The 21253-nt window shown below is 63.2% G+C and carries 22 protein-coding genes and 2 tRNA genes; 15 read left to right on the forward strand and 9 right to left on the reverse strand.

The window, feature by feature from the left end:
* The first annotated feature begins 46 nt into the window (after positions 1-46).
* Positions 47-397 carry a hypothetical protein gene (locus B208_RS0112420; protein WP_007980010.1) on the forward strand — a complete coding sequence of 117 codons (351 nt, stop codon included), beginning with the start codon at positions 47-49 and terminating at the stop codon, positions 395-397.
* Between the two features lie 91 nt (positions 398-488).
* Complete coding sequence (locus B208_RS0112425) at positions 489-956, forward strand: FlaD/FlaE family flagellar protein (protein ID WP_026177828.1); 468 nt, start codon at positions 489-491, stop codon at positions 954-956.
* Between the two features lie 78 nt (positions 957-1034).
* Here B208_RS0112425 and B208_RS0112430 read toward each other — a convergent pair whose 3' ends face one another.
* Complete coding sequence (locus B208_RS0112430; RefSeq protein ID WP_007980005.1) at positions 1035-2096, reverse strand: zinc-dependent alcohol dehydrogenase family protein; 1062 nt, start codon at positions 2094-2096, stop codon at positions 1035-1037.
* A 123-nt stretch (positions 2097-2219) separates the two neighbouring features.
* Here B208_RS0112430 and B208_RS0112435 point away from each other — a divergent pair, with 123 nt between their 5' ends.
* Together B208_RS0112435 and B208_RS0112440 are read left to right on the forward strand one after the other, a co-directional pair.
* Positions 2220-3365: an acyl-CoA dehydrogenase family protein gene (locus B208_RS0112435; protein WP_007980004.1), complete on the forward strand. Its 1146-nt coding sequence runs from the start codon at positions 2220-2222 to the stop codon at positions 3363-3365.
* A gap of 573 nt (positions 3366-3938) precedes the next feature.
* A complete protein-coding gene (locus tag B208_RS0112440; protein WP_007980002.1) occupies positions 3939-4466 on the forward strand; it encodes an Lrp/AsnC family transcriptional regulator in 528 nt (175 codons plus the stop codon).
* Positions 4467-4517: 51 nt separating this feature from the next.
* Here B208_RS0112440 and B208_RS0112445 read toward each other — a convergent pair whose 3' ends face one another.
* From B208_RS0112445 to B208_RS0112455, 3 genes are all read right to left on the reverse strand, one after another.
* The gene (locus tag B208_RS0112445) at positions 4518-4955 is read right to left on the reverse strand and encodes a MaoC/PaaZ C-terminal domain-containing protein (RefSeq protein ID WP_026177829.1); all 438 of its coding nucleotides are present in this window, start codon (positions 4953-4955) and stop codon (positions 4518-4520) included.
* A 1-nt stretch (position 4956) separates the two neighbouring features.
* Entirely contained in the window at positions 4957-6918 is a 1962-nt protein-coding gene (locus tag B208_RS0112450; RefSeq protein WP_007979998.1) for a 3-hydroxyacyl-CoA dehydrogenase/enoyl-CoA hydratase family protein, read from the reverse strand.
* A 158-nt stretch (positions 6919-7076) separates the two neighbouring features.
* The gene (locus tag B208_RS0112455; protein WP_018128901.1) at positions 7077-8207 is read right to left on the reverse strand and encodes a phosphotransferase family protein; all 1131 of its coding nucleotides are present in this window, start codon (positions 8205-8207) and stop codon (positions 7077-7079) included.
* A gap of 179 nt (positions 8208-8386) precedes the next feature.
* Here B208_RS0112455 and B208_RS0112460 point away from each other — a divergent pair, with 179 nt between their 5' ends.
* A complete protein-coding gene (locus tag B208_RS0112460) occupies positions 8387-9604 on the forward strand; it encodes an acyl-CoA dehydrogenase family protein (RefSeq protein WP_007979993.1) in 1218 nt (405 codons plus the stop codon).
* A 15-nt stretch (positions 9605-9619) separates the two neighbouring features.
* Here the strand turns inward: B208_RS0112460 and B208_RS0112465 are convergent, their stop codons facing one another.
* Positions 9620-10345: an HAD family hydrolase gene (locus B208_RS0112465; RefSeq protein WP_007979991.1), complete on the reverse strand. Its 726-nt coding sequence runs from the start codon at positions 10343-10345 to the stop codon at positions 9620-9622.
* A 141-nt stretch (positions 10346-10486) separates the two neighbouring features.
* On the opposite strand from B208_RS0112465, the gene B208_RS0112470 reads away from it, so the two are divergent.
* The 3 genes from B208_RS0112470 (at position 10487) to B208_RS0112480 (ending at position 12093) form a co-directional block, all read left to right on the forward strand.
* Positions 10487-11266 (forward strand): SDR family NAD(P)-dependent oxidoreductase, encoded by a 780-nt coding sequence (locus B208_RS0112470; protein ID WP_007979989.1) that lies wholly within the window; start codon positions 10487-10489, stop codon positions 11264-11266.
* 76 nt (positions 11267-11342) lie between these two features.
* Positions 11343-11597 carry a hypothetical protein gene (locus B208_RS0112475; protein ID WP_007979987.1) on the forward strand — a complete coding sequence of 85 codons (255 nt, stop codon included), beginning with the start codon at positions 11343-11345 and terminating at the stop codon, positions 11595-11597.
* Complete coding sequence (locus B208_RS0112480; protein ID WP_007979985.1) at positions 11587-12093, forward strand: DUF7519 family protein; 507 nt, start codon at positions 11587-11589, stop codon at positions 12091-12093. The genes B208_RS0112475 and B208_RS0112480 overlap by 11 nt, the downstream gene beginning before the upstream one ends.
* A 219-nt stretch (positions 12094-12312) precedes the next feature.
* Here B208_RS0112480 and B208_RS0112490 read toward each other — a convergent pair.
* A tRNA-Ile gene (locus tag B208_RS0112490) sits at positions 12313-12387 on the reverse strand.
* 102 nt (positions 12388-12489) lie between these two features.
* Positions 12490-12562 (reverse strand) — tRNA-Asn (locus tag B208_RS0112495).
* A 102-nt stretch (positions 12563-12664) separates the two neighbouring features.
* Here B208_RS0112495 and cca point away from each other — a divergent pair.
* The 5 genes from cca (at position 12665) to B208_RS0112515 (ending at position 18155) form a co-directional block, all read left to right on the forward strand.
* Positions 12665-14014: a CCA tRNA nucleotidyltransferase gene (gene cca / locus B208_RS0112500; RefSeq protein ID WP_018128902.1), complete on the forward strand. Its 1350-nt coding sequence runs from the start codon at positions 12665-12667 to the stop codon at positions 14012-14014.
* Between the two features lie 155 nt (positions 14015-14169).
* Positions 14170-14349, forward strand: a complete 180-nt coding sequence (locus tag B208_RS0112505) for an HVO_0416 family zinc finger protein (protein WP_007979979.1) — start codon at positions 14170-14172, stop codon at positions 14347-14349.
* 139 nt (positions 14350-14488) lie between these two features.
* On the forward strand, positions 14489-14647 hold the full coding sequence (locus B208_RS24380; protein ID WP_198292366.1) for a DUF7563 family protein: 159 nt from the start codon (positions 14489-14491) through the stop codon (positions 14645-14647).
* A 70-nt stretch (positions 14648-14717) separates the two neighbouring features.
* Entirely contained in the window at positions 14718-16544 is a 1827-nt protein-coding gene (locus tag B208_RS0112510) for a UvrD-helicase domain-containing protein (protein ID WP_007979977.1), read from the forward strand.
* 99 nt (positions 16545-16643) lie between these two features.
* Positions 16644-18155 (forward strand): carboxypeptidase M32, encoded by a 1512-nt coding sequence (locus B208_RS0112515; RefSeq protein WP_007979976.1) that lies wholly within the window; start codon positions 16644-16646, stop codon positions 18153-18155.
* A 545-nt stretch (positions 18156-18700) separates the two neighbouring features.
* On the opposite strand, the gene B208_RS0112520 is transcribed toward B208_RS0112515, so the two are convergent.
* Positions 18701-18943 (reverse strand): DUF7533 family protein, encoded by a 243-nt coding sequence (locus B208_RS0112520; protein ID WP_007979975.1) that lies wholly within the window; start codon positions 18941-18943, stop codon positions 18701-18703.
* A 90-nt stretch (positions 18944-19033) separates the two neighbouring features.
* Between B208_RS0112520 and B208_RS0112525 the strand changes: the two genes are divergently transcribed.
* Positions 19034-19627 (forward strand): riboflavin synthase, encoded by a 594-nt coding sequence (locus tag B208_RS0112525; protein ID WP_007979974.1) that lies wholly within the window; start codon positions 19034-19036, stop codon positions 19625-19627.
* On the opposite strand, the gene B208_RS0112530 is transcribed toward B208_RS0112525, so the two are convergent.
* Positions 19624-20850, reverse strand: coding sequence for a PrsW family intramembrane metalloprotease (locus B208_RS0112530; RefSeq protein ID WP_007979973.1), 1227 nt, complete (start codon positions 20848-20850; stop codon positions 19624-19626). The genes B208_RS0112525 and B208_RS0112530 overlap by 4 nt on opposite strands.
* Positions 20851-21011: 161 nt before the next feature.
* Between B208_RS0112530 and B208_RS24385 the strand changes: the two genes are divergently transcribed.
* Positions 21012-21185, forward strand: a complete 174-nt coding sequence (locus B208_RS24385) for a hypothetical protein (protein ID WP_007979972.1) — start codon at positions 21012-21014, stop codon at positions 21183-21185.
* The last annotated feature ends 68 nt before the right edge of the window (positions 21186-21253 follow it).

The following is a 21253-nucleotide window of genomic DNA, read 5'->3' on the forward strand; positions in this document are numbered from 1 at the left end:
CGGGAGACAGAAGCTATAACCTTGTTCCGTGACGAATAGAACGGTGATGTCACTCCTCAAAATCAACATCGAAAAGCCGGCGCTCGTCGAGGAACGAGTGTACCCCGATAGGGACTCCGCACCCGCGACCGCCAGCACGAAATCGGAATCGTCCTGCCCGTCGCTGTCGTCGGTGCTGAAACCGCTCCTCGGTCTCCTCTTCGTCGTCGGTGCCGCCCTGTTCGTGGCCAAGCGCCGCTCCGGGACGGACGACGAGGACGACGAAATCAGCGCGGACGATTTCAGTTCCGAACCCGCCGGAAGCGGGAAACTCACCCGAAAACTCGGTCTCCTCGCCAGTCTCCTCGGCGTCGTGCTCGTCGCGCGAAAGCGCCGCGGCGGAAACGACAACGAATAGTCTGACGTGACGTTTTTCTGAACTTCGTTTTCCCGAACCGCCTCGTACCAAGAGTTAAGTGGGTTGAAATACTCTTCTTCTAAGTATCAGAATGAGTATCAAGCCAGCCGAGTACGACCTGCGCGAACTCCGCAGGATGGCTGACGAGGACGAACCACCCCTCGACCTCGACGCGGACGACGACGAGCGGACGGCCGAGGAACTCCTCCGTATCGGTCAGCGCGAGGAACTGGTGAAGTTGCAAACCAAACTGCTGGCGACCGGTTCGCTTCCGGAAAAACCCTACTTGACGGGACTGCCGACCCGCTACGGTGCGGAGGTCGTGGTCTTCGAATGGCTCGATTTCCTCATCGAAAAGGCCGGATTCGAGAACACCGGCAACGCGCTCTCCTACTACGTGGACATCGACTGGCTGAGCGAATCGGCCTACGAGTCCCTTCGCTCGTACATGTACGGGTTCTCGGAGACGGACCGGTTCGGGTCCGCTGGTCCCGCTTCGCTCGACACGAGCGACCACGTTCTCAGCCTCATCTACATCGCCCGTCTCGCGTCGCTCTGAACGCCGTCCGAAGCGCGTCGTCGAGGCACCCGTACGGTCTCGTTTTCCGAGCGGTGCGTCGGACGAGTCCCTCGCCGCTCAGAACGTGTCTACGACGGGAATCCCCATCGTCTCGTAGTCGCTCATCGCGGCCAGCCGGTCCGGAACGTCGTCCAGCGTGACGGTTTCGGAGACGACGGCGCTCGGGTCGAGGGTCCCCGACTCGACCATGCGGAGGATTTCGTCGTAGCGCGGCGGTTGCATTCCGAACGACCCGACGAACTCGATTTCCTTCATCACCATCGCGTCCGTCGGCAGTTCCACGCTCCCCCGCTCCTCCTTCGTCGTGAGGCCGATTTGGACGTGTTGGCCGCGGCGTCGGAGGCTGGAGACGGAGTTCTGGCAGGTTTCGGCGATGCCGAGCGCGTCCACCGACACCGACGCGCCGCCGTCCGTGATGCCCATGATGGCCCTCGGCACGTTGTCCGTCTCGGCGGCGTTCACGGTTTCGAGCGCCCCGAGTTCCTCCGCCTTCGCCAACTTCTCGTCGTCCAAATCGACGGCGACGACGTTCGCACCGATGGCCGAGGCGATGTGGACCGCCGAGAGGCCGACGCCTCCGCACCCGTGGACCGCGACCCAATCGCCCGCGTCCATGTCCGCCCGATGGACCACCCCGTGGAACGCGGTGACGAACCGACAGCCGAGTCCGGCCATCGCCACCGGCGACACGCCGTCCGGGAGCGTCACCGCGTTCTGGTCGGCGGCGGGAACGTGAACCTCCTCGGCGAACGCGCCGGGAACGGGGTCGGCGAAGCCGAGCGGGAGGAGGTTTTCACAGACGTTCGAGTGGCCGTTTCGACACTCCGGACAGGTGCCGTCGCTCAGGGTGAACGGGACGGCGACGCTATCGCCCTCGCTGAGGCGCGTCACGTCCTCGCCCACTTCGATGACCGTTCCGGCGGGTTCGTGGCCCAAAATATGTCCCGTTGGCGGTTTCGCGCCTATCCAGTCCCAATCTCCCTGCCACGCGTGCCAGTCGCTTCGGCAGATGCCGCAGGCGTCCGTTTCTATCACGATGCCGTCCGGGTCGGGTTCCGGGCGTTCCACGTCCTCGATTCGAAGGGGTTCGCCGTACTCGCGTAACACTGCAGCGCGCATGTCCGCATCCTCGTTTCTCTCGCAAATAAATCTACGCCGGTGTGTACGGATATGTGGCGACTTCTGTTAACATAGGTTACTGAAATGCCGAAGATTCTTTTCATTGGAATCCGAAGACGGGGTATGGCATTTCGACTGTCAGACGAACAGCGTGCGATACGCGAGGCGGTGCGGGAGTTCGGCGAGGCGGAGATAACGCCGGTCGCCCGCGAACACGACGAGGAGAAGAAGTACCCCGACGACCTCGTTCGGAAGGCGGCGGAACTGGACCTCGTGGCACCGGGCATTCCGGTCGAGTACGGCGGTGCCGGGATGGACACCCTCTCGTCGGTCATCGTCACCGAGGAACTCTGGCGGGCCGACGCGGGTATCGGGAGCGCAATCGGCAGCCGCGGGTTCGGCTCGAACATGATCCGGAAGTACGGCGACGAGTGGATGAAAGAGGAGTGGCTCCCGCGCATCGCCAGCGGCGAGTCCGCCTGCTGTAGCTGTATCTCCGAACCGGGGCACGGTTCGAACGTCGCGGGTATCGAGACGGTCGCCCGGCGCGATGGCGACGAGTACGTCATCGACGGCAACAAGATGTGGATTACCAACGGCACCGTCGCGGACGTCGCCGTCGTCATGGCGAAGACGGACCCCGAGGCCGAACCGCCCCACCGCGGTATCAGCGCCATCCTCGTCCCCACCGACGTGGACGGCTTCGAGCCGACGAAAATCGACAACAAACTCGGTATCCGCGCCTCGGACCTCGCGGAAATCGTCCTCGACGACGTGCGCGTCCCCACCGAGAACGTCATCGGCGAGGAGAACGAGGGGTTCTATCAGCTGATGGATTTCTTCGCCTCGGGTCGCGTCAGCGTCGCGTCGCAGGCCGTCGGCGTCGCGCAGGCCGCCGTGGACGAATCCATCGACTACGCCAACGAGCGCGAGCAGGGCGGCCGACGCATCAAGGAGTACCAAGCCATCGGGCACAAGGTCGCGGACATGGCGACGGACGTGGAGGCCGCCCGCTCTCTGACCTACCGCGCCGCCTCCCACGTCGATTCGGGCGACGACCAGTTGGCGACTCGATTCGCCAGCATGGCGAAACTCTTCGCTAGCGAGCACGCCGTGGACGTCGCAGACGAGGCGATTCAGGTCCACGGCGGCGCGGGCTACGTCACCGACCACCCCGTCGAGCGCTACTACCGCGACGCCCGCATCACCAAAATCTACGAGGGAACCAGCGAAATCCAGAAGAACATCATCTCCGACGACCTGCTCTAGGACTTCGAGAGGGAATTTCACAGGATGGGGCGACGCTCGACCGACCAACTGTCACAAACGCCAACTCACCTATCCATCGTGGCGCGGTGCGAGTGCGGGGTTGGGACTGAAAGGGGCCGGGCGTTGTCGCCGCGAGCGAAGCGAGAGGCGGCTCGGAAGAGCGGAGCTCTTCCGGCGCGGGGAGGTCAAAATATCCCACACAGCGACCGCGAACGTCCGGGGGCTTTCGAGGACTTCATCACAGTAGTTGTGTCTCTGACGCGAGCAGTAACAGACGTCGATGATGACTACCTCACAGCCGTCGAGACACGACAAGAGGGTACAACGGTAACGCGAGCAGTAACAGACGTCAATGAGACCGCAACCGCACCGCTTCCGCCCTCGGACCTCCCCAGCCTCCTCGCTCGTTCCCGTTCGCACGGGAACGTCACTCGTCCCTCGCGCGCCGCTCGTTGCACTCGCTTCCGCGCGCCGACCACCACGATTCGCAGCTATCCGAAACGAACACAACTCTCGATTTTCTCGCGGCGTTCGAAGGAGAACTATGATAACCCGCTCTCCGGAAGGAGTACTATGACCGACGAGACGGATTCACCGGAGTGGAAGTTCAAGGAGCGGGACATAGCGATTCTGCGGGAGTTGACGCGGGACCCGCAACTGTCCTCGCGCGAGCTCACGACCATTCTCGCGGAGGAGTACGACATCGAGGTGTCGCACGTCACCGTGAGCGAGTCGATTCGGGAGATGCGTAACGAGGGTGTGTTCCGGGAGGCCATCATCCCCAACGAGGAGTACTACATCTTCGGCCTGTTCGAGTTCAAGTTCAACCCGGAACACTTCGCGGACAGTTGGCGCGCCGCGATGGAGTACATCCGCGACGACCCCAACACGCTGTTTTACTTCCTCTCTGACGGCGAGTACCAGTGGAAGACGGTAATGATGTTCCCCAACCGGCAGGCGGAGTCACAGTGGATTCACGAGTTCTACAAGGAACACGGGGACGTCATCGACAACATCCGCAACTCGGTGGTGCACAACGTGCTCAAGTTCCGCACCGACCCCGAGATATTCGAGGGGCTGAACGACGAGCACATGGAGTAGGTCGCGTCGCCCGCGCCGGTCCCCGCTTCGCTACCGGACGAACGGGCGTCGTTACCGCACGAGCGAGAGGAGTTCGCACGACAGCACGACTTCCTCGCGCTGGTTCAGAACTTCGGCTTCGTATCGAACGACGCCGGTCGCGGTCGGGTGGTCCCTCCGTTCCTTTTCGAGCAGTTCCAACTCGACGTGAATCGTGTCGCCGAAGAAGACGGGCGCTCGAAAGCGGAGTCGGTCCACGCCGTAGAACGCGACTACTTCCGCACGGTCGTCGGCGATGCGCCGCGTGAGTCCGGTCATCGCCGAGAATACGAGCGCGCCGTGGGCGATTCGCTCCCCGAACTCCGAATTTTCCATCTCGGTCTCGCTGGTGTGGAGCGTGTTGAAGTCGCCGCTCACGCCCGCGAAGTTCACCACGTCCGCTTCGGTGATGGTTCGTGAAGGGGTCGTCATCCGACGGCCGACGTCCAGTTCCTCGAACGAGAGCGCCACGTCACTCACCCGTGAATTCGGGGTCGCGGTCCTCGCGGAACGCGGCGGTCCCCTCGCGCACGTCGTCGGTGCTCATGAGCAGGCCGAAGCCCTGACTCTCCATGGCGAGCGCGGCGTCGAGGCTGGCGTCGCCCCCTTCGTTCATCACTTTCTTCGCCACCTTCAGGCCGAGCGGCGGCCCTTCGAGCAGGTCGTCCACGAACTCCGCAACGACGTCCTCGAACTCGTCGGCGGGGACGGCGCGGTTGATGAGACCCCACTCCTCGGCGCGGTCGGCGTCGATGCGGTTGCCTCGGAACACGAGTTCCTTGGCGCGCGTCTCGCCGAGCAGTCGAAGGAGGCGCTGGGTGCCGCCGCCGCCGGGAATCAGGCCGAGGCGAATCTCGGGCGACCCGAACTCGGATTCCTCCGTGGCGATTCTGAGGTCACAGGCCAGCGCCAACTCCAGTCCAGCGCCCAAACAGTAGCCGTCCACCTTGGCGACGGTCGGGCGCTCGAAGTCGTTGACCGTCTCGAACGTCGGCGTCACGTCCATGAAGTCCGTCGGGGTGGCGTCGACGAACCCGCCGATGTCGGCCCCGGCGCTGAACGCCCGGTCGCCAGCGCCTTCGAACGTGACGCACCGAACCTCGTCCACGTCGACCGATGTGAGCAGATCGTTGATTTCGCCCAGCAGGTCCGCAGAGAGGGCGTTCATCCGTTCCGGCCGGTCGAGTTCCACGGCGAGCAGTCCGTCCCCTGTGAGGTCGTAGTTCAAAAATCGGTAGTCGCCGGGCCCGTCGCCGCTCGTGCCGTACTCGTGGAAGCCTTCTCCTGCGTCCTCGCCGGTCTTCCCCGCCTCGACCAGTTCGACGAGGTAGTCGTCGGGTTCGAATCGGTCCTCGCCCGTCTCCTCGTGCAGGGTTTCGAGTTTGTCGAGGACGACATCGAGGCCGAGTTTGTCCCCGCGTCGGCAGATTCCCTCTGGGAAGCCGAGGCCGAGGCGAACGCCGGTGTCGATTTCGTCGGGTCGCGCCACGCCGTCGCCGACCAGTCGCGCCGCCTCGTTGACCATCCGCGCCTCGACTCGGAGGGTGTCGAATCCCTCGCCGTCACCGGGTCCGTAGTTGACCCCTTCGCCGTCCTCGTACTCGTAGTACCCCCGCCCCGTCTTTCGACCGAGTTCGTCGTTCTCGACCTTTTCGGCCATGATGGGCGGAATCTCTCGCCCCGATTCGTTGCGGACGTGGTAGCCCACGTCGATGCCCGTGAGGTCCATGAGTTCGAACGGCCCCATCGGGTAGCCCCGCTGGTGGACCATCGCGGCGTCCACCTCGCGTATCGTGGCCTCGTCGTTCGACACCATCCACGCCGGTTCGTCGCCGAACGGCCCGAGCACCGTGTTGACGACGAATCCGCGGACGTCCTTGCGCACGTAAATCGGCGTCTTGCCGAGCGACTGTGCGAACTCGTAGGCCGCTTCGGCCGTGTCGTCGCTCGTCCGGTCGCCGTAGATGACCTCGACCAAATCCATCTTCACCGGCGGGTTGAAAAAGTGCATTCCAACCACGTCCTCCGGCCGTGAGGTCGCACCCGCCATCTCGGTGACGCTCAGACTGGACGTGTTCGACGCCAGAATCGCGCCCTCCGGCGCGAACTCGTCGAGGTCGGCGAAAACGTCCTTCTTGAGGTCCATCCGCTCGGGCACCGCCTCGATAACGAGGTCCGCGTCCGCGACCGCCGATTCCAACTCGACCCCCGTGTCGATGCGGTCGAGCACGTCCTCGGCCGGTTCGTCGAGTCGTCCTTTCTCGGCCAACTTCTCCAGACTCCACTCGATGTTCCCGTATCCGTCCGCGACGAACTCCTCTTTCACGTCGCGCATGGTCACGTCGTATCCGGCGATGGCGGCGACTTCCGTGATTCCGTGCCCCATGTTTCCGGCCCCGAGAACCGTCACTCGCGCAATGTCCGTGTCCGTCATGCGACCGACCGTTTCGGCCCGCGGTATCTTAACTCCACCGCGGGGATGTTATTTCTGTAAGCGAAAAATGCACATTCCACAAGTATCGGTGCTATAGAGGGCTTTTCAAAAACAGTTTGTTAAATGTCCCCCATTCCGTTCACCCCGTCGCGGAGTCCTCACAGCGGTTCCTCGCCGTCCAATATCCCCTTCGCGCGTCGGGCGAGGTCCGGAACGCGCTCCTCCATCTTCGGGTACATCGGGTCGTCGCTGTTGCCTTCGAGGTAGCGCCGGTAGAACATCTCGCCGAGCGCCGCGAGTTTGTACACCGCGAGCGCCCGGTAGAACCGGTCGTGGTCGTACTCGATGCCCGTCTCGCGCTCGTACCGCTCGACGAGTTCTCGGCGAGTCGGATACGCCGCCGCCTCCATGAACGTGGCCGTCAGTTCCGGGGTCGCCGGGTCGGGGTCCCCGGCGTCGCGCCAGTAGGACAGCATCCACCCGAGGTCGGCCAGCGGGTCGCCGAGCGTCGCCATCTCCCAGTCGAAGACGCCGACGATTTCGGGCGGCGTCTCCGGCCCGTACATCACGTTGTCGAGTTTGTAATCGCCGTGAACCAGCGCGTGTTCGTGCTCCGTCGGGCAGTGTTCGACCAACCACTCGCCGACCGTCTCCAGTTCCGGGACGGCCCGCTCCTCGGCGGTGCGCTCGAACGCCCAGTCCAACTGCTTGGTCCACCGCTCGACCTGTCGTTCGGTATATCCCGACGGGTAGCCGAATTCGCCCAGCCCCACGGCCTCGTAGTCGAGCGTGTGAATCGCCGCGAGCGTTCCGACCAGTTCCTCGCCGACTCGCCGCCGCGCGTCGGCCGTCCCGAAGCGCTCGGGTTCCTCGTCGCGGAGCACGTCGCCCGAGAGACGCTCCATCACGTAGAAGTCGCTTCCGATGACCGAGTGGTCCTCACAGGCCAGTACGGTCCCCGGAACCGGAACGTCGGTGCCTTGGAGCGCGTCCATCACCCGATACTCGCGGAGCACGTCGTGGGCCGTCTCGGCCGTCTCGCCGGGCGGCGGCCGCCGGATGACGAGTTCCCTGTCGCCCCACGTCACGAACAGGGTCTCGTTGGAGTGCCCCTCCGCGTGGTGGGAGACGGCGTACTCCGTCGCCTCCCCCAGTTCCGCCGCGAGGTAGTTCCGTAGCGCGTTCCTATCGACGAGCCGATCGAAGTAATCGCGGTCGTCGGCTGTCCGGTCGTCTGTTGTCTGGTCGTCTGTTGTCTGGTCGTCCGTTGTCTGGTCGTCCTCTGTCATTGGTCCTTCTCCCGTGTCTGCCGTCGGTTCTTGATCGTTACGCCGCCCTCTCGGGGCTGCTCAGACCGCCATCCCGACGACGGGTTTCGTGTCGATTGTACGTCCAACTTCGGTATAGAACTTACGAGGGTAATTCTGACGGGGAAATATTTTTACACTGGTGAATAGGGGTTGTGGGTATGGAGTACGACGACCCGAAACGCGGGACGGAAGTCGCCGAACGCGTCCGAACGTTCGTCCGCGAAGAAGTCATCCCCGTCGAACGGGACCACCTCGGCGAGGGGCCGGTGTCGGACGACACCGTTCGACAGCTTCGAGAGACGGCGCGCGAGTACGACGTGTACGCACCCCAGATTCCCGAGGAACACGGCGGCATGGGAATGGATTTCGGTGAGGTGCTGCCCGTCTTCGAGGAGGCCGGGCGAAGCCTTCTCGGCCCGACCGCCATCCGCGTCGATGCGCCCGACGAAGGGAACATGCACACGCTGGAACTCGTCGGAACGGAGGAACAGAAAGAACGGTGGCTCGACCCGCTGGTGGCGGGCGAGGCCAAATCCGGCTTCTCGATGACGGAACCGAACACGGGGGCGGGGTCGGACCCCAAGATGCTCCGGACGACCGCGGAGCAGGACGGCGACGAGTGGGTCATCAACGGTCACAAGTGGTGGACCACGCAGGGAAGCGAGGCCGACGTGCTGTTGGTGATGGCGCTCACCGACCTCGACGCTCATCCGTACGATGGCTGTTCCATCTTCCTCGTGCCCGCCGACACGCCCGGCGTGGAAATCGTCCGGGACATCCCGCACGTCGGCGGCGGCGTCACCGGGATGAGCCACGCGGAAATCAAGTACGAGAACGTTCGAATCCCCGAGGAGAACCTGCTCGGCGCGGAGAACGCCGGGTTCGCCATCGCCCAACGGCGACTCGGCCCGGCGCGACTCACCCACTGCATGCGCTACTCCGGCATGGCCGAACGGGCCATCGACATCGCCAAAGCCTACGCCGACCAGCGGCAGGCGTTCGACGGCCCGCTCTCGGAGAAGCAGTCGATACGGTTCGAGGTCGCCGACATCGAGATGCGACTTCACGCCGTCCGAACCATGGTCCGCCACGCCGCCCGTCAAATCGCGGCGGGCGAAGAGGCCCGCATCGAGGTGGCGATGAGCAAAGTGTACGCCGCGAACGTCGTACAGGACGCCATCGACGCGGCCATCCAGATTTGCGGCGGGAACGGTATCGGCAAGGACCTGCCGCTCGCGGATTTCTACGAGAACGTCCGGCAGTTCCGCATCGTGGACGGCGCGGACGAGGTGCACGAGCGCGTCATCGCCAGGAACGCCTTTTCCGACCTCGACCCGAGCGAAGTCGAACACCTGACCCGGTACGACGCCGAGTAGTTCGGCGCGACCGACTCAGTTTTCGCTCGTCCCTTCGTCTTCTACGCCGACTATCGAGAGCACTTCTCGAAGGTCGTCGATGGCGTAGTCCGTCTCTGGACCCTCCTCGGCACCGTACCCGATGGCCGTCATCCCCACCGCGGACGCACCGGCGACGTCGTGCTCGTAGCGGTCTCCTATCATTGCCGCGTCGCTCGGCGACACGTCCGCCGCTCGGAGGGCCGTCTCGAACATCCGCGGGTCGGGTTTGGTCCGCCCGACCATCTCGGACGTCGTGATGGAATCGAACCGCTCTCTCACGCCGAACGTCTCCAGAATTCGCATCCCTTCCTCGGTGTCCACGTCGCTGACGACGCCGACGTGTATTTCCGTTTCCCCCGCCAGTCGCTCTATCGCCTCGACGGCACCGGGATTGGGCCGGAGCATCTCGGTCGTCACCGACTCGAACACCGGCCGCCACTCGTCCTCGGGTATCGGCTCCCCGGTAATCTCGTCCACGGCGCGGTCGTAGGCGGTTCGCGCGCGGCGGAACTCGGTCCCGTCGCGTTCCCGGAAGTAGGTCCCAACCGCGGTGCGCCACCGCGCGAGCGCGTCCTCCACCGACGTCTCCGGTGCGTGCCGCTCGACGATGGTCCGAACGAACGCCTCGTGCGCTCGGCGAACCGACCTACTGTCGAGGATGACGCCGCCGATGTCCCAGAACACCGCTCGCCACTTCGTTCCGCTCGCGGATTCGACCATGCCACGGGTCCGCTCTCCTCGGGAATCAAAATAACGATTACAAACCACAGCCCATATTTATTAACACGAGGCGAGATAGTAGTCGTTGTAGTTACCAATGGAAAGACTCGCTTCGAATCAGCCGACCCCGGAGGAAATCGCATGACCGTCGAACAGTTCAGCGTCACCGGCAAGACCGCAATCGTGACGGGCGCGTCGAGCGGTATCGGGAAGACCATCGCCGAGCGATTCGCCGCCGACGGGGCGAACGTCGTCGTCTGCTCGCGCGAACTGGAGAACGTCGAACCCGTCGCCGAGGGCATCGCGGAAAGCGACCGCGAGGGACGAGCGGTCGCGGTCGAGTGCGACGTGACCGACCGCGACGCCGTGGACGCCCTCGTGGACGCCACCGTCTCCGAGTTCGGCGGCGTGGACATCCTCGTCAACAACGCGGGAGCGAGCTTCATGGCTCCCTTCGAGGACATCAGCGAGAACGGCTGGAAGACCATCGTGGACATCAACCTCCACGGAACCTATCACTGCACGCAGGTCGCCGGAGAGCACATGCGCGAGAACGGCGGCGGGACCGTCATCAACCTCGCCAGCGTCGCGGGACAGAAGGGCTCGCCCCACATGAGTCACTACGGCGCGGCCAAGGCGGGCGTCATCAACCTCACATCCACGCTCGCCTACGAATGGGCGGACGACGACGTGCGGGTCAACTGCATCGCGCCCGGATTCGTCGCCACGCCGGGCGTCGAGAGCCAGATGGGCGTCAGCGCGGACGACATCGACCGCGAGAGCGTCAAGCGCCGCATCGGAACCACCGAGGAAATTGCCGACCTCGCGCAGTTCCTCGCCAGTCCCGCCTCCTCGTACCTCGTCGGCGAGACCGTGACGGCCGCCGGTGTCCCGCCGATTCTCGAAACGCCGGACGTGTGAGTCGGTTCGGCGGGCCTCGTTTGCTTTCCGCTCGAACTCGGATTCGACCGTTTCAAAAATCTCATCTTGCCGACAGTTGGTCGTCCTGATATCCCCCGCCTGTGACGACGGTGCGAAACGGGCGGCACGACGCCTCGACGCGTACGGCTATCCCGTCACGGTCATCAGTCCGGACCCGACCGCGCCGTCGTCGTCGCCACCGGACGCCGCACACGGTTACGCGTCCCTCGCCCGTGACGTCCGACTGAACGACCTCCGAAGCGCGGGCATCCCCGTCCTCGATTGGGACCCGACCGACCCGTTCGAGGAGGTGCTGTATCGTGATTCGTAACCCGGGACTCGCCGACGGGACGCCCCCGCTTTCGAGCAGTGCCGTGACGCTCCTCTCGGCGTTCGCCGTTCTCTTCCTCACCGCCATCTCCGTGTACACGCTCACCGCCGGTGTGTTCGGCCTCCTCTTCCTTCTCGTCGGCCTCGTCCGCGGTTCGTCCGGCGTCTTCTCCCTGGGAATCGCCCTGCTCTTCGTCGCCGTCGTGGTCGCCGGTCTGCTCGGGATGTCACCGCTGTTTCTCCTCCTCGCGGGCTTCTTCACGGTTCTCTCGTGGGACGTCGGCCACACCGGATTCGGTATCCGCGAGGAGATGGGTCGCGGCGTTTCGACGCTCCGCATCGAACTGGTCCGTTCGGCGAGCAGTCTGGTCGTGCTCTCCGTCGGAGCGGCTATCGGGTACGCGGTGTTTCGCACCGCGACCGGCGAGCAGTCGCTCCTCGCCCTCGTCGCGCTCCTCGTCGGCGCAGTCGCGCTGTTGATAGCGCTTCAGGAATGAGGATTCTCGAAGGATGGCCTGTAAATCGCTGACGCTCACACACGCTACGCGGTGCTCGCGGATTGTTCGACAAGAAATGGGCCTTATCGGATTCGAACAACGTCGAGACGTTCCTGCTCGTCTCACCTTCGGTTCGACTACGCGGGCATGCGACTCGCCTCGTTCGAATCTTCGGGCAGCATACTGCTGGTGCTCACGAACGAAGTTCGCACCAGCAAATGGGCCCTATCGGATTCGAACCAATGACCACCCGGTTATGAGCCGAGCGCTCTAACCAGACTGAGCTAAGGGCCCGGTCAGTCAATCGTAATCTGGCATACCTCTTTAGCGTACCGGGTTTCGGATGGGCCGTGCCGTTCGTAGAACGCTCTTACCGAACACAAATAATCAAAGAAGCGCCGCCGCCAGGGCTCGAACCTGGGACAACCTGGGTAACAACCAGGTGCTCTACCAACTGAGCTACGGCGGCTTCCAACTGCATTCCCAGGTAGGTGGAGTCCTTTGATAGGGCTTTCGTTTTCGTTCGAACGCATCGATACGCTTTCACGCCTTCGTGGAAAACTTTCGCTCGATGGCACGGTTCGAGGAGGTCGTCTCAGCGGTTCGAGCGCGGATACGACCCGACGCCGACGAACGGGAGCGACTTCGAGCGGCGGTCGGGGAGTTGACGGAACGCGCCGAGGAGGCGATTGCCGACTTGTCGGTGGACGCCGACGTGATTCAGGTGGGGAGCACCGCCCGCGGGACGTGGACGAGCGGCGACCGGGACATCGACCTGTTCGTTCGGTTTCCGCCGGAGATGGACCGGGAGGAGTTGGAATCGCTCGGGTTGGAACTCGGGCACGCCGTCCTCCCGGACGGTCACGAGGAGTACGCGGAACACCCGTACGTGAAGGGGCAATTCGACGGCTTCGACGTGGATTTCGTTCCCTGCTATCGCGTCGAGTCCGCGACGGACATCCAGTCGGCGGTGGACCGCACGCCGTTCCACACGACGTATCTCGAAGCGCGGTTGGACGACGACCTCGCCGACGAAGTGTTGCTGTTCAAGCAGTTCCTCAAAGGCATCTGCGCGTACGGCAGCGACCTTCGGACGAAGGGCTTTTCGGGCTATCTCGCGGAACTGCTCGTCCTCGAATACGGCGGTTTTCGGGAGGTGCTCGAAGCGACGGCGGAGTGGCACCCACCCGTCCGGTTCGACCCGGAGGACCACGGGACGGCGACGTTCGACGACCCGCTGGTGGTCATCGACCCGACGGACCCGGAGCGCAACGTCGCCGCCGTCCTCTCGGCCGAGAACGTCGCACGGGTGCAACACTACGCCCGCGACCTGCTCGAAACGCCGCGCGAATCCGTGTTCTTCCCCGAGCCGCCGGACCCTCTCGCGCCCGAGGAAGTCCACGATTTCATCGCCGAGCGGGGGACGACCCCGGTCGCGGTTCGCTTCGACGCGCCGGATGTCGTCGATGACCAACTGTATCCGCAACTCCAGAAATCGCTCGCGGGCGTCGGTGACGCCCTTTCGCGGCGTGGTTTCGACGTGCTTCGGGCCGACCTCTTCGCCGACGAGTCCGCGGTCCTCTTCTTCGAACTCGCGGTCGCCGAACGCCCGGCTATCGAACGCCACGACGGGCCGCCGGTTCACGTCCGCGCTCACGCGACCGGTTTTTACGAGAAGTACGCCGATTCGGACGCCTACGGTCCGTTCATCGACGGCGACCGCTACGCGGTCGAACGGGAACGCGAGTTCACGAGCGCCGTGGACTTCCTCCGGAGCGACGCAATCCTCGACGCCGCGTTGGGCGTCCACGTCGAATCGACGCTGAAAACGGGCTACGACGTCCTCTCCGGCGACGAGACTGGGCTGTTGGCCGAGGAGTTCGGGACGGAACTCGCCCGGTATTTCGACCCCAAACCCTGAGGTCGCCCTCGGTATTTTCCCCCAATCCCCGACCCACTTCTCGGTACTCCACCCCAATCCCCGAGCTTCGATTCGCCGATTTTCGCAGCTATCGCTACGTGTGGGTCTGTTTGACCATCAGGGTTATATGGGTGGTGTGCCTTACCATAGCATGTATGGCCTCCGCACCAACCGGAGACGACGAATCCGTGTTCGACCAGTTCCTCGAAGATCGCGGCCACGAAACCGACCGAGTAGACTGGGAACAGGAGTATAATAAAAAGCAGTGTCCGGAATGTGGTGGACTTCATAACCGGTCCGCGACCGAGTGTACGGTCTGTGGTTGGAATCCGTAACCCGTCCTGATTCCTCGAACTTCCCTCGTATCGTCTTTCGACCACTACCCTTCGATTTTTCGGCGTTCCGGCGCACATTCCTTGACTGCGTGTCGATAGACATTTGATGTATTATTTCCAAACTTTAGGCGTTGAGTATATGCCCGAATGTCAGAATTGCGGCTCGTTCGTGACGACGGCGTACGCACGGGTGTTTACGCCCCCTGACGTGACCGACCCTCGTGTCTGTCCGAACTGCGAGGACAAGGTTCGAGACGGCGCGAACGTACGCGAGGCGCGTTCATCTCGCGGCACGTGACTGGTGCCTGAATCCGATTCACGTCGTTTTATACGTTCCCAGCACTTGTGCTGGTGTAATGACCACGCCAATGGCAGAGACGGACGCAAAAGTGACCCGGTTGTTCGGTGGCCCGGGGAGCGGTAAAACCACCGAACTACTCGACAGGGTAGAGGACATTCTTTCACAGGATGGCGTCACGGTAAACGACCTCCTCGTCGTTTCGTACACTCGCGCCGCGGCAAACGAAGTTCGAGAGCGCCTCGCCGAGCGACTCGACGTCGACCCGCGCTCCCTGCAGGGGAACGTTTGTACGATGCACGCGAAAGCCTACGAACTACTCAATCTCTCTCGCGGTGATGTCGTCGGTGAGAAGGACAAAAAGGAGTTTTGTGAAGACTACGGTCTCGAATACGAGGACGAGTACAGCGGCTCTGGCCGCCGCACCGCCCGGTCCACGACGCTCGGAAACAAGATTATCGCCACCTCCCAGTGGCTCCAGCGAACCCGACGACAGGTCGCCGACTGGTACGACGTTCCCTTCCAGTGGGACGTCGAGACGGTTCGCCTCCCGCCGGACATCGACCCGAACGCACAGGAAGGGAACAAGTACACCCCGACGTGGCCGAGCAGCGACGACCGGTTCGACGTTCCCGAAGCCATCCGTGCGTGGCGGAAGTACAAGGGCGACGAGGGACTCGTCGGCTTCGCCGACATGCTCGAACGCGTGAAACAACGCTCGCTCCTCCCGAGCGTCGATTACCTCGTCATCGACGAGTTTCAGGACATCACCCAACTCCAGTTCGACATCTACGAGGAGTGGAAAGACCACATGGAGAACGTCCTCATCGCCGGTGACGACGACCAGGTCGTCTACGCGTGGCAGGGCGCGGACCCGAAACTGCTCCTCGGCGAGGGCGGCGAAGACGTGATTCTCGACACCTCGCACCGACTTCCCTCCCGCGTCCTCAAGGTCGTCCAGCAGGAGGTCACCCACATCGACGAGCGACAGGAGAAGAACCTCAAACCGCGCAAGGAGGGCGGCACCGTCGAGGCGGTGGAGAATCCGTCGATGCTGGACCTCGTGCGCAACGTCCGCTACACCATCGAGGAGTTCGACGGCACCGTGATGGTGTTGTTCCGCGCTCGCTACCAGATGTTCCGCTTCGTGGACGAGTTCATCGACGAGGGGATTCCGTTCCGCACGCTGACCGACCAGCGGATGTGGACCGACCGACTGAACCAGTACGTCGATGCGGTCGAGCAGATTCACGAGGACGAACCAATCGACGGGCTTCAGGCCCGACGCCTCGCGGACATGCTGACCGAATCCACGTTCGGTACGAACGAGCGCGACGAGATGTTCGACGCCATCGACGAACGCAAGGAGGAAGAAGAGGTGGACGACCTCACCGAACTGGAGTTCGACGCCGACTTCGTGCGGAACTTCGCGCCGTTCATGCCCGGTCCGAAATCCGCATCGGACATGGTTCGGAAGGTCACGAGCTACCAGAAGCGCTCCATGAAGGCGTACTTCAGCGGCCGATATCAGGATATGGACCGGAGCCGCGTCCGTATCGGAACCATCCACAGCGCCAAAGGTCGTGAAGCGGACCACGTGTTCATCGGCACCGACCTGACCGAGAAGGTCGTCGAGCAGATGGCGGCGACCGTCGAAAACGAGGGCATCGACGTGCCCAGCGTTGACGAGTTCACCGCCGGAACCGACCCCGTTCCGATTCTCACTGACAACGAACGCCGCGTCTTCTACGTCGGCATGAGCCGCGCCCGCGAGCGCCTCGTCGTCATGGAGAACCTCGTCAGCGGCGCGCCGACGCTCGAACTCGACGTGCTGTTGTACAACGAACCGAACGGAAAATCGGTGGACGACATCCTCGACGCCGCGGAAGCGAAATAGCCGAACGGTATCGACACCGCGGTTCTGTCCCGCTCTTTCGTCTTTTCGTCTTTTCCGATACCCGTGCATTGATACCGTTTCACGATGCACACTCCTCTCATGGCAACAGCCGAACAAGAATCGGACTCCGCCTACGCCGAGCTTCTCGACCGGGAACGACGAATCTCGAACGTCGAAAACGCCGGGATGATTCTCTACTGGGACCAGCAGACGAAGATGCCCGAGGGTGGCACCCCCGCCCGTGCGAAGCAACTGTCCGCGCTCCAGTCCATCGGCCACGAACTGCTCACCGACGAGCGGACGGGCGAACTCCTCGACGAACTGGAGAGCGAGGACTTGGACGACGAGCGGGCCGCCGTCGTGCGCGAAGTCCGGCGCAAATACGACCGCGCGGTTTCCGTCCCGAGCGACCTCGTGGAGAAGATTTCCGAAACGACGAGCGAAGCGCAACCGGCGTGGCAGCGGGCGAAGGCCGAAGACGAGTTCGAGACGTTCGCCCCCTATCTCGAACGACTCCGCGAACTCCACATCGAGCGTGCGGAGCACATCGCTCCGGACGAGGACCCCTACGAAGTCATGTTCGAGGACGGCGAGCCGTATCTCCCGCTCGAACGCGTCGACGAGATATTCGACGAACTCCGTGAGGGATTGGTTCCGCTCATCGAGGACATCGAGGAGAACGGCGCGGACATCGCAGCCGACGCGTTCGCCGGGACGTTCGACCCGGCGGACCAAGAGGCGCTCTGTCGGGATGCGCTCGACCTGTTGAACTACGACTGGGACCGCGGCCGCCTCGACATCGCCCCGCATCCGTTCATGTCCGGGACGCAGTTCGACGCCCGGGTGACGACCCGATTCCACGAGGACGAGTTCGTGGATCCCATCTTTTCGACGATTCACGAGTTCGGCCACGCCACCTACCAACTCGGTTTGCGGGACGACGCCTACGGCACGCCGCTCGGCCAGTCGCGGAGTTCGGGGATTCACGAATCCCAATCGCGGTTCTGGGAGAACCACGTCGGTCGGACGGAGGCCTTCTGGGAGTTCTTCCTCCCGACCGTGACCGAGCACTTCCCCGAGTTCGATGACGTAACGGCCGAGGACGCCTACGAAGCGGCCAATCAGGTGTTCACGGACAACCTCATTCGCGTCGAGGCGGACGAACTGACCTACCACATGCACATCATCCTCCGCTCCGAAATCGAGCAGGAGTTCGTTGCCGGAGACCTCGACGTGGACGACATCCCCGCCCGCTGGAACGAACTCATGGACGAGTACCTCGGCGTCCGCCCCGACACCGACTCGGAGGGCTGCCTGCAGGACATCCACTGGACGAGCGGCTTTGCCAGCTTCCAGAACTACACCGTCGGCAGTGTCTTCGCCGCCCAACTCTGGGCGACCATCGAGGAGGAACTGGACGACCCGATGGAACTCATCCGCGAGGGTGACTTCGCCCCCATCCGAGACTGGTTGACCGAGAACATCCACGAACAGGGGCAAAAGTACACCACCGACGAACTCATCGAGGAGGCGACCGGCGAACCGCTTACGGCGGAGTACTTCCTCGACTACGCGACCGAGAAGTACGGCGAGATTTACGAGTTGGACTGAGCGGCACGAGGGAGGAGACGCAGATTTCGTCGCGGATTTCCGAAACCCCGCTTTTGACGCTCGACCGTGCTCTCGTCGTGAATATACTGTGTGATACTGGATACTACTAAAATATACTTCATCCCACTATCTACTCTCAAATTATACTATCATTCTTCTCATTCTACTAGTTGCTATCCTATCGTACTGTTCCCTAACGAGGAGAACGGACGATACCGTGCCGACCGCGGACTGGGGTCCTCGCTCCCCGCACGGGCGCTTTCGGCGGTTATCCGTCCGGCCGAAACGATGGCAGTTCGTGCAACCGCTTGGTGGGCGCGGTCGGCGACCGCGCCCGCCTGCCGTCCGGAATGGTGGAACAGGCGGTGAAAGGGTGGCGGAAAGAGCGGCGGAAAAGGCGGCGGGGTGGGTGGTCCCTAGCAGTCGCGGTCGTAACTGCCGCGTTCGAGTTTCCGGTTGCGACGTCGTCGTTTATCCCCCTGCGTCGTCCATCCTTGCCGACGTTCTCCCGGTTTGCTCGTGTGCGAAAATCTCCGTTTTTCGTCCTACTCCTCGTCATCGTCGGTTTTCGCAACCTTGCCGACGACCTTCTGTGCCGCGCTGGTGGGCACGTCGGAGGGGGTCGTCAGTTTCTCGCGGAGGAGGACCATGAGGACGCCGATGGCGACGAACGCGCCGCCGAGGGCGGCCTCCCCCGCGATGATGCGGTCGATACCCAAGAGGGCGATGGGGAGGGCGAGCACCAGCGTCGCGGCGAGACTCACGGTGTCGAGGATGCCCAGTTTCATGCCCGTACTTCCGTCCCCCCGACCAAAAATCCGCCGTCACGGCCTCCCGATTCGGAACCGTTTTCAACCGCTCGGCGTAACAGTTCCGTTATGTTTACCGGAATCGTTGCGGAAGTCGGCGAGATTCGTCGCGTCGAGGAGACCGAGGGCGGCCGTCGGCTCACCATCGCGGCCGACGAGGTGCTTTCGGACGTGGCAGACGGCGCGAGCATCGCCGTCAACGGGGCCTGTCTGACCGTCGAAGAGTTCGACGACGACTCGTTCGAGGTGTTTCTGGCGGCCGAGACGGTGGCGAAGACCTACCTCGGCGAAATCGAGGAAGGGGATGTCGTCAACCTCGAACGCGCGCTTCGGGCCGACGCCCGCCTCGACGGGCACTTCGTGCAGGGGCACGTCGATACGACGACCGAGGTCGTGGACGTGCGCGAAGTAGGTGAAGATTGGGAGTACGAGTTCGCCGTCCCCGAGGCGTTCGGCCAGTACATCGTCGATAAGGGATCGGTCGCGCTGGACGGCATCAGCCTCACGGTGGCCGAGAAAGGGGAGGACACGTTCACCGTCGCCATCATCCCGACGACGCGGCGGGTGACGAACCTCTCGGAGAAGGAACCCGGCGACCCCGTGCACCTCGAAGTGGACGTGCTGGCGAAGTACGCCGACGAACTGCTCGCGGAGCGGCGTTAGAAGTCGAAGTTCGAAAACTCGTCGGAACGTTCGTCTTCGGCGTTTTCGTCCTCTTCGTTGCTTTCGTCGCTTTCGTTCTCCTCGTTGCTCTCGGTGTCGTTCCACCCACCGTTGGCGAAGTCCGTGTCGCCGTCGTTCCCGAGTAGGCCGCTTTCGGCTTCGTCGCCGAGCAGTCCGCTGCCGTCGCCCGAGTCGAACTGCACGGGTTCGCGTCGCTTCCGCGGTTCGGGTGCGTCCCGTCGCTCGTCCGCGCCGTCTCCTTGCTTTTCTTCCACCTCGGCGTACATGACGCGGTAGCGCGATATCTTCCGGTAGAGCAGGTAGCCGAAGAAGCCGTCGTAGACGAACACGAACGCGATGTAGGCTATTTCGACGGAGACGGTGGGGTAGAAGGCGGATATCACGTTGGGAACGAACCCGACGAGCGTGTTGTACGTCGCGTGGATGAACGCCGCGATGAGGAGGCCCTTGACCGCGATGGGACCCGCGTTCTCGCGGTTGAACTTCGCCAAGCCGAGGTAGTAGCCCGCGAACGCGGAGTAGATGACGTGACCCGGTCCGGCGAACAGTCGAAACACGGCCGTTCGCCCGACGTTCAAAATCGAGTCGGTGCCCGTGGACGACAGAACACTTTGGCTGATGTAAATAGCGTTCTCGATGGTGGCGAAACCCAACCCGGCCATCGCGCCGTAGACGGCCCCGTCGATGACGGCGTTGAACTTGTCGCTCCGGTAGGCGAACAACCGCACGGCCAGCCACTTCACCGTCTCCTCGACCGGGCCGACGATGAGGTAGAAGTAGAGTACCGCCCCGAAGAGCGGAACGCCGGTAAACACCGGTTGCAGAGCGGAGTTGAACACGGCCGCGAACATGGCAAAGAGGACGCCGAGGAGGAACGTCCCGACGAGAAGCGGTAACGGTTCCGACATGGTGACGTCGGCGTACCAGATGTAGGCCGCGAGCGCGAACGCGGGAACGACCGAGAGGAGGACGAACGCGCCGACCTCCGGGTCGCTCAACACCGCCAATCCGCCGAAGACGAACTGCACCAGGAGAATCGCCGCGGCGAGGAGAACGATCAAGGCGCGCGTCGAGACTACGAGCGCGCCGTACAACTTCGTCGCAAACCAATCGAGACGCGTCCGTTCCTCCCACGTCGAGATGCCGTATAGATCGACCGAATCGTCCATCCCGCGAGCGACCGGGTCCCGTTTCTCGTCCATGTTTCGAGTTCGCACAGCCGAAGAGTAAATCGTTCGGCACGAGTTTCCTTTGATTCCTAGTATGGGTATATATGACGTATTATTCCTGTAGGGTCACTCTTAATAAGTAGAATCGCACATCACGTCACACCATGACACCCGTCAGCCAGAGCCGAGGAATTATGTACTCCGCACCGCCGAAAGAAACGACACGACGAGACAACGACGACGCCGCTGACGAAGCGGCCGATGACGCGACCGAACCGTCGGACGACGTGGAAACGCCGTCCGTGGCTGACCCCAATTCGAGCGTCACCGACGCGAATTGGACCGGTACCGTCCCCGCCGACGACTGATTTCTCCCGCGACCGACCGAACCTCGTCATCCTGAAAACCCCTGCCCGCCAACCGGCGGGTATGCACG

Source organism: Haladaptatus paucihalophilus DX253 (assembly GCF_000376445.1).
In the GTDB taxonomy this organism is placed as follows: Archaea; Halobacteriota; Halobacteria; order Halobacteriales; family Haladaptataceae; genus Haladaptatus; species Haladaptatus paucihalophilus.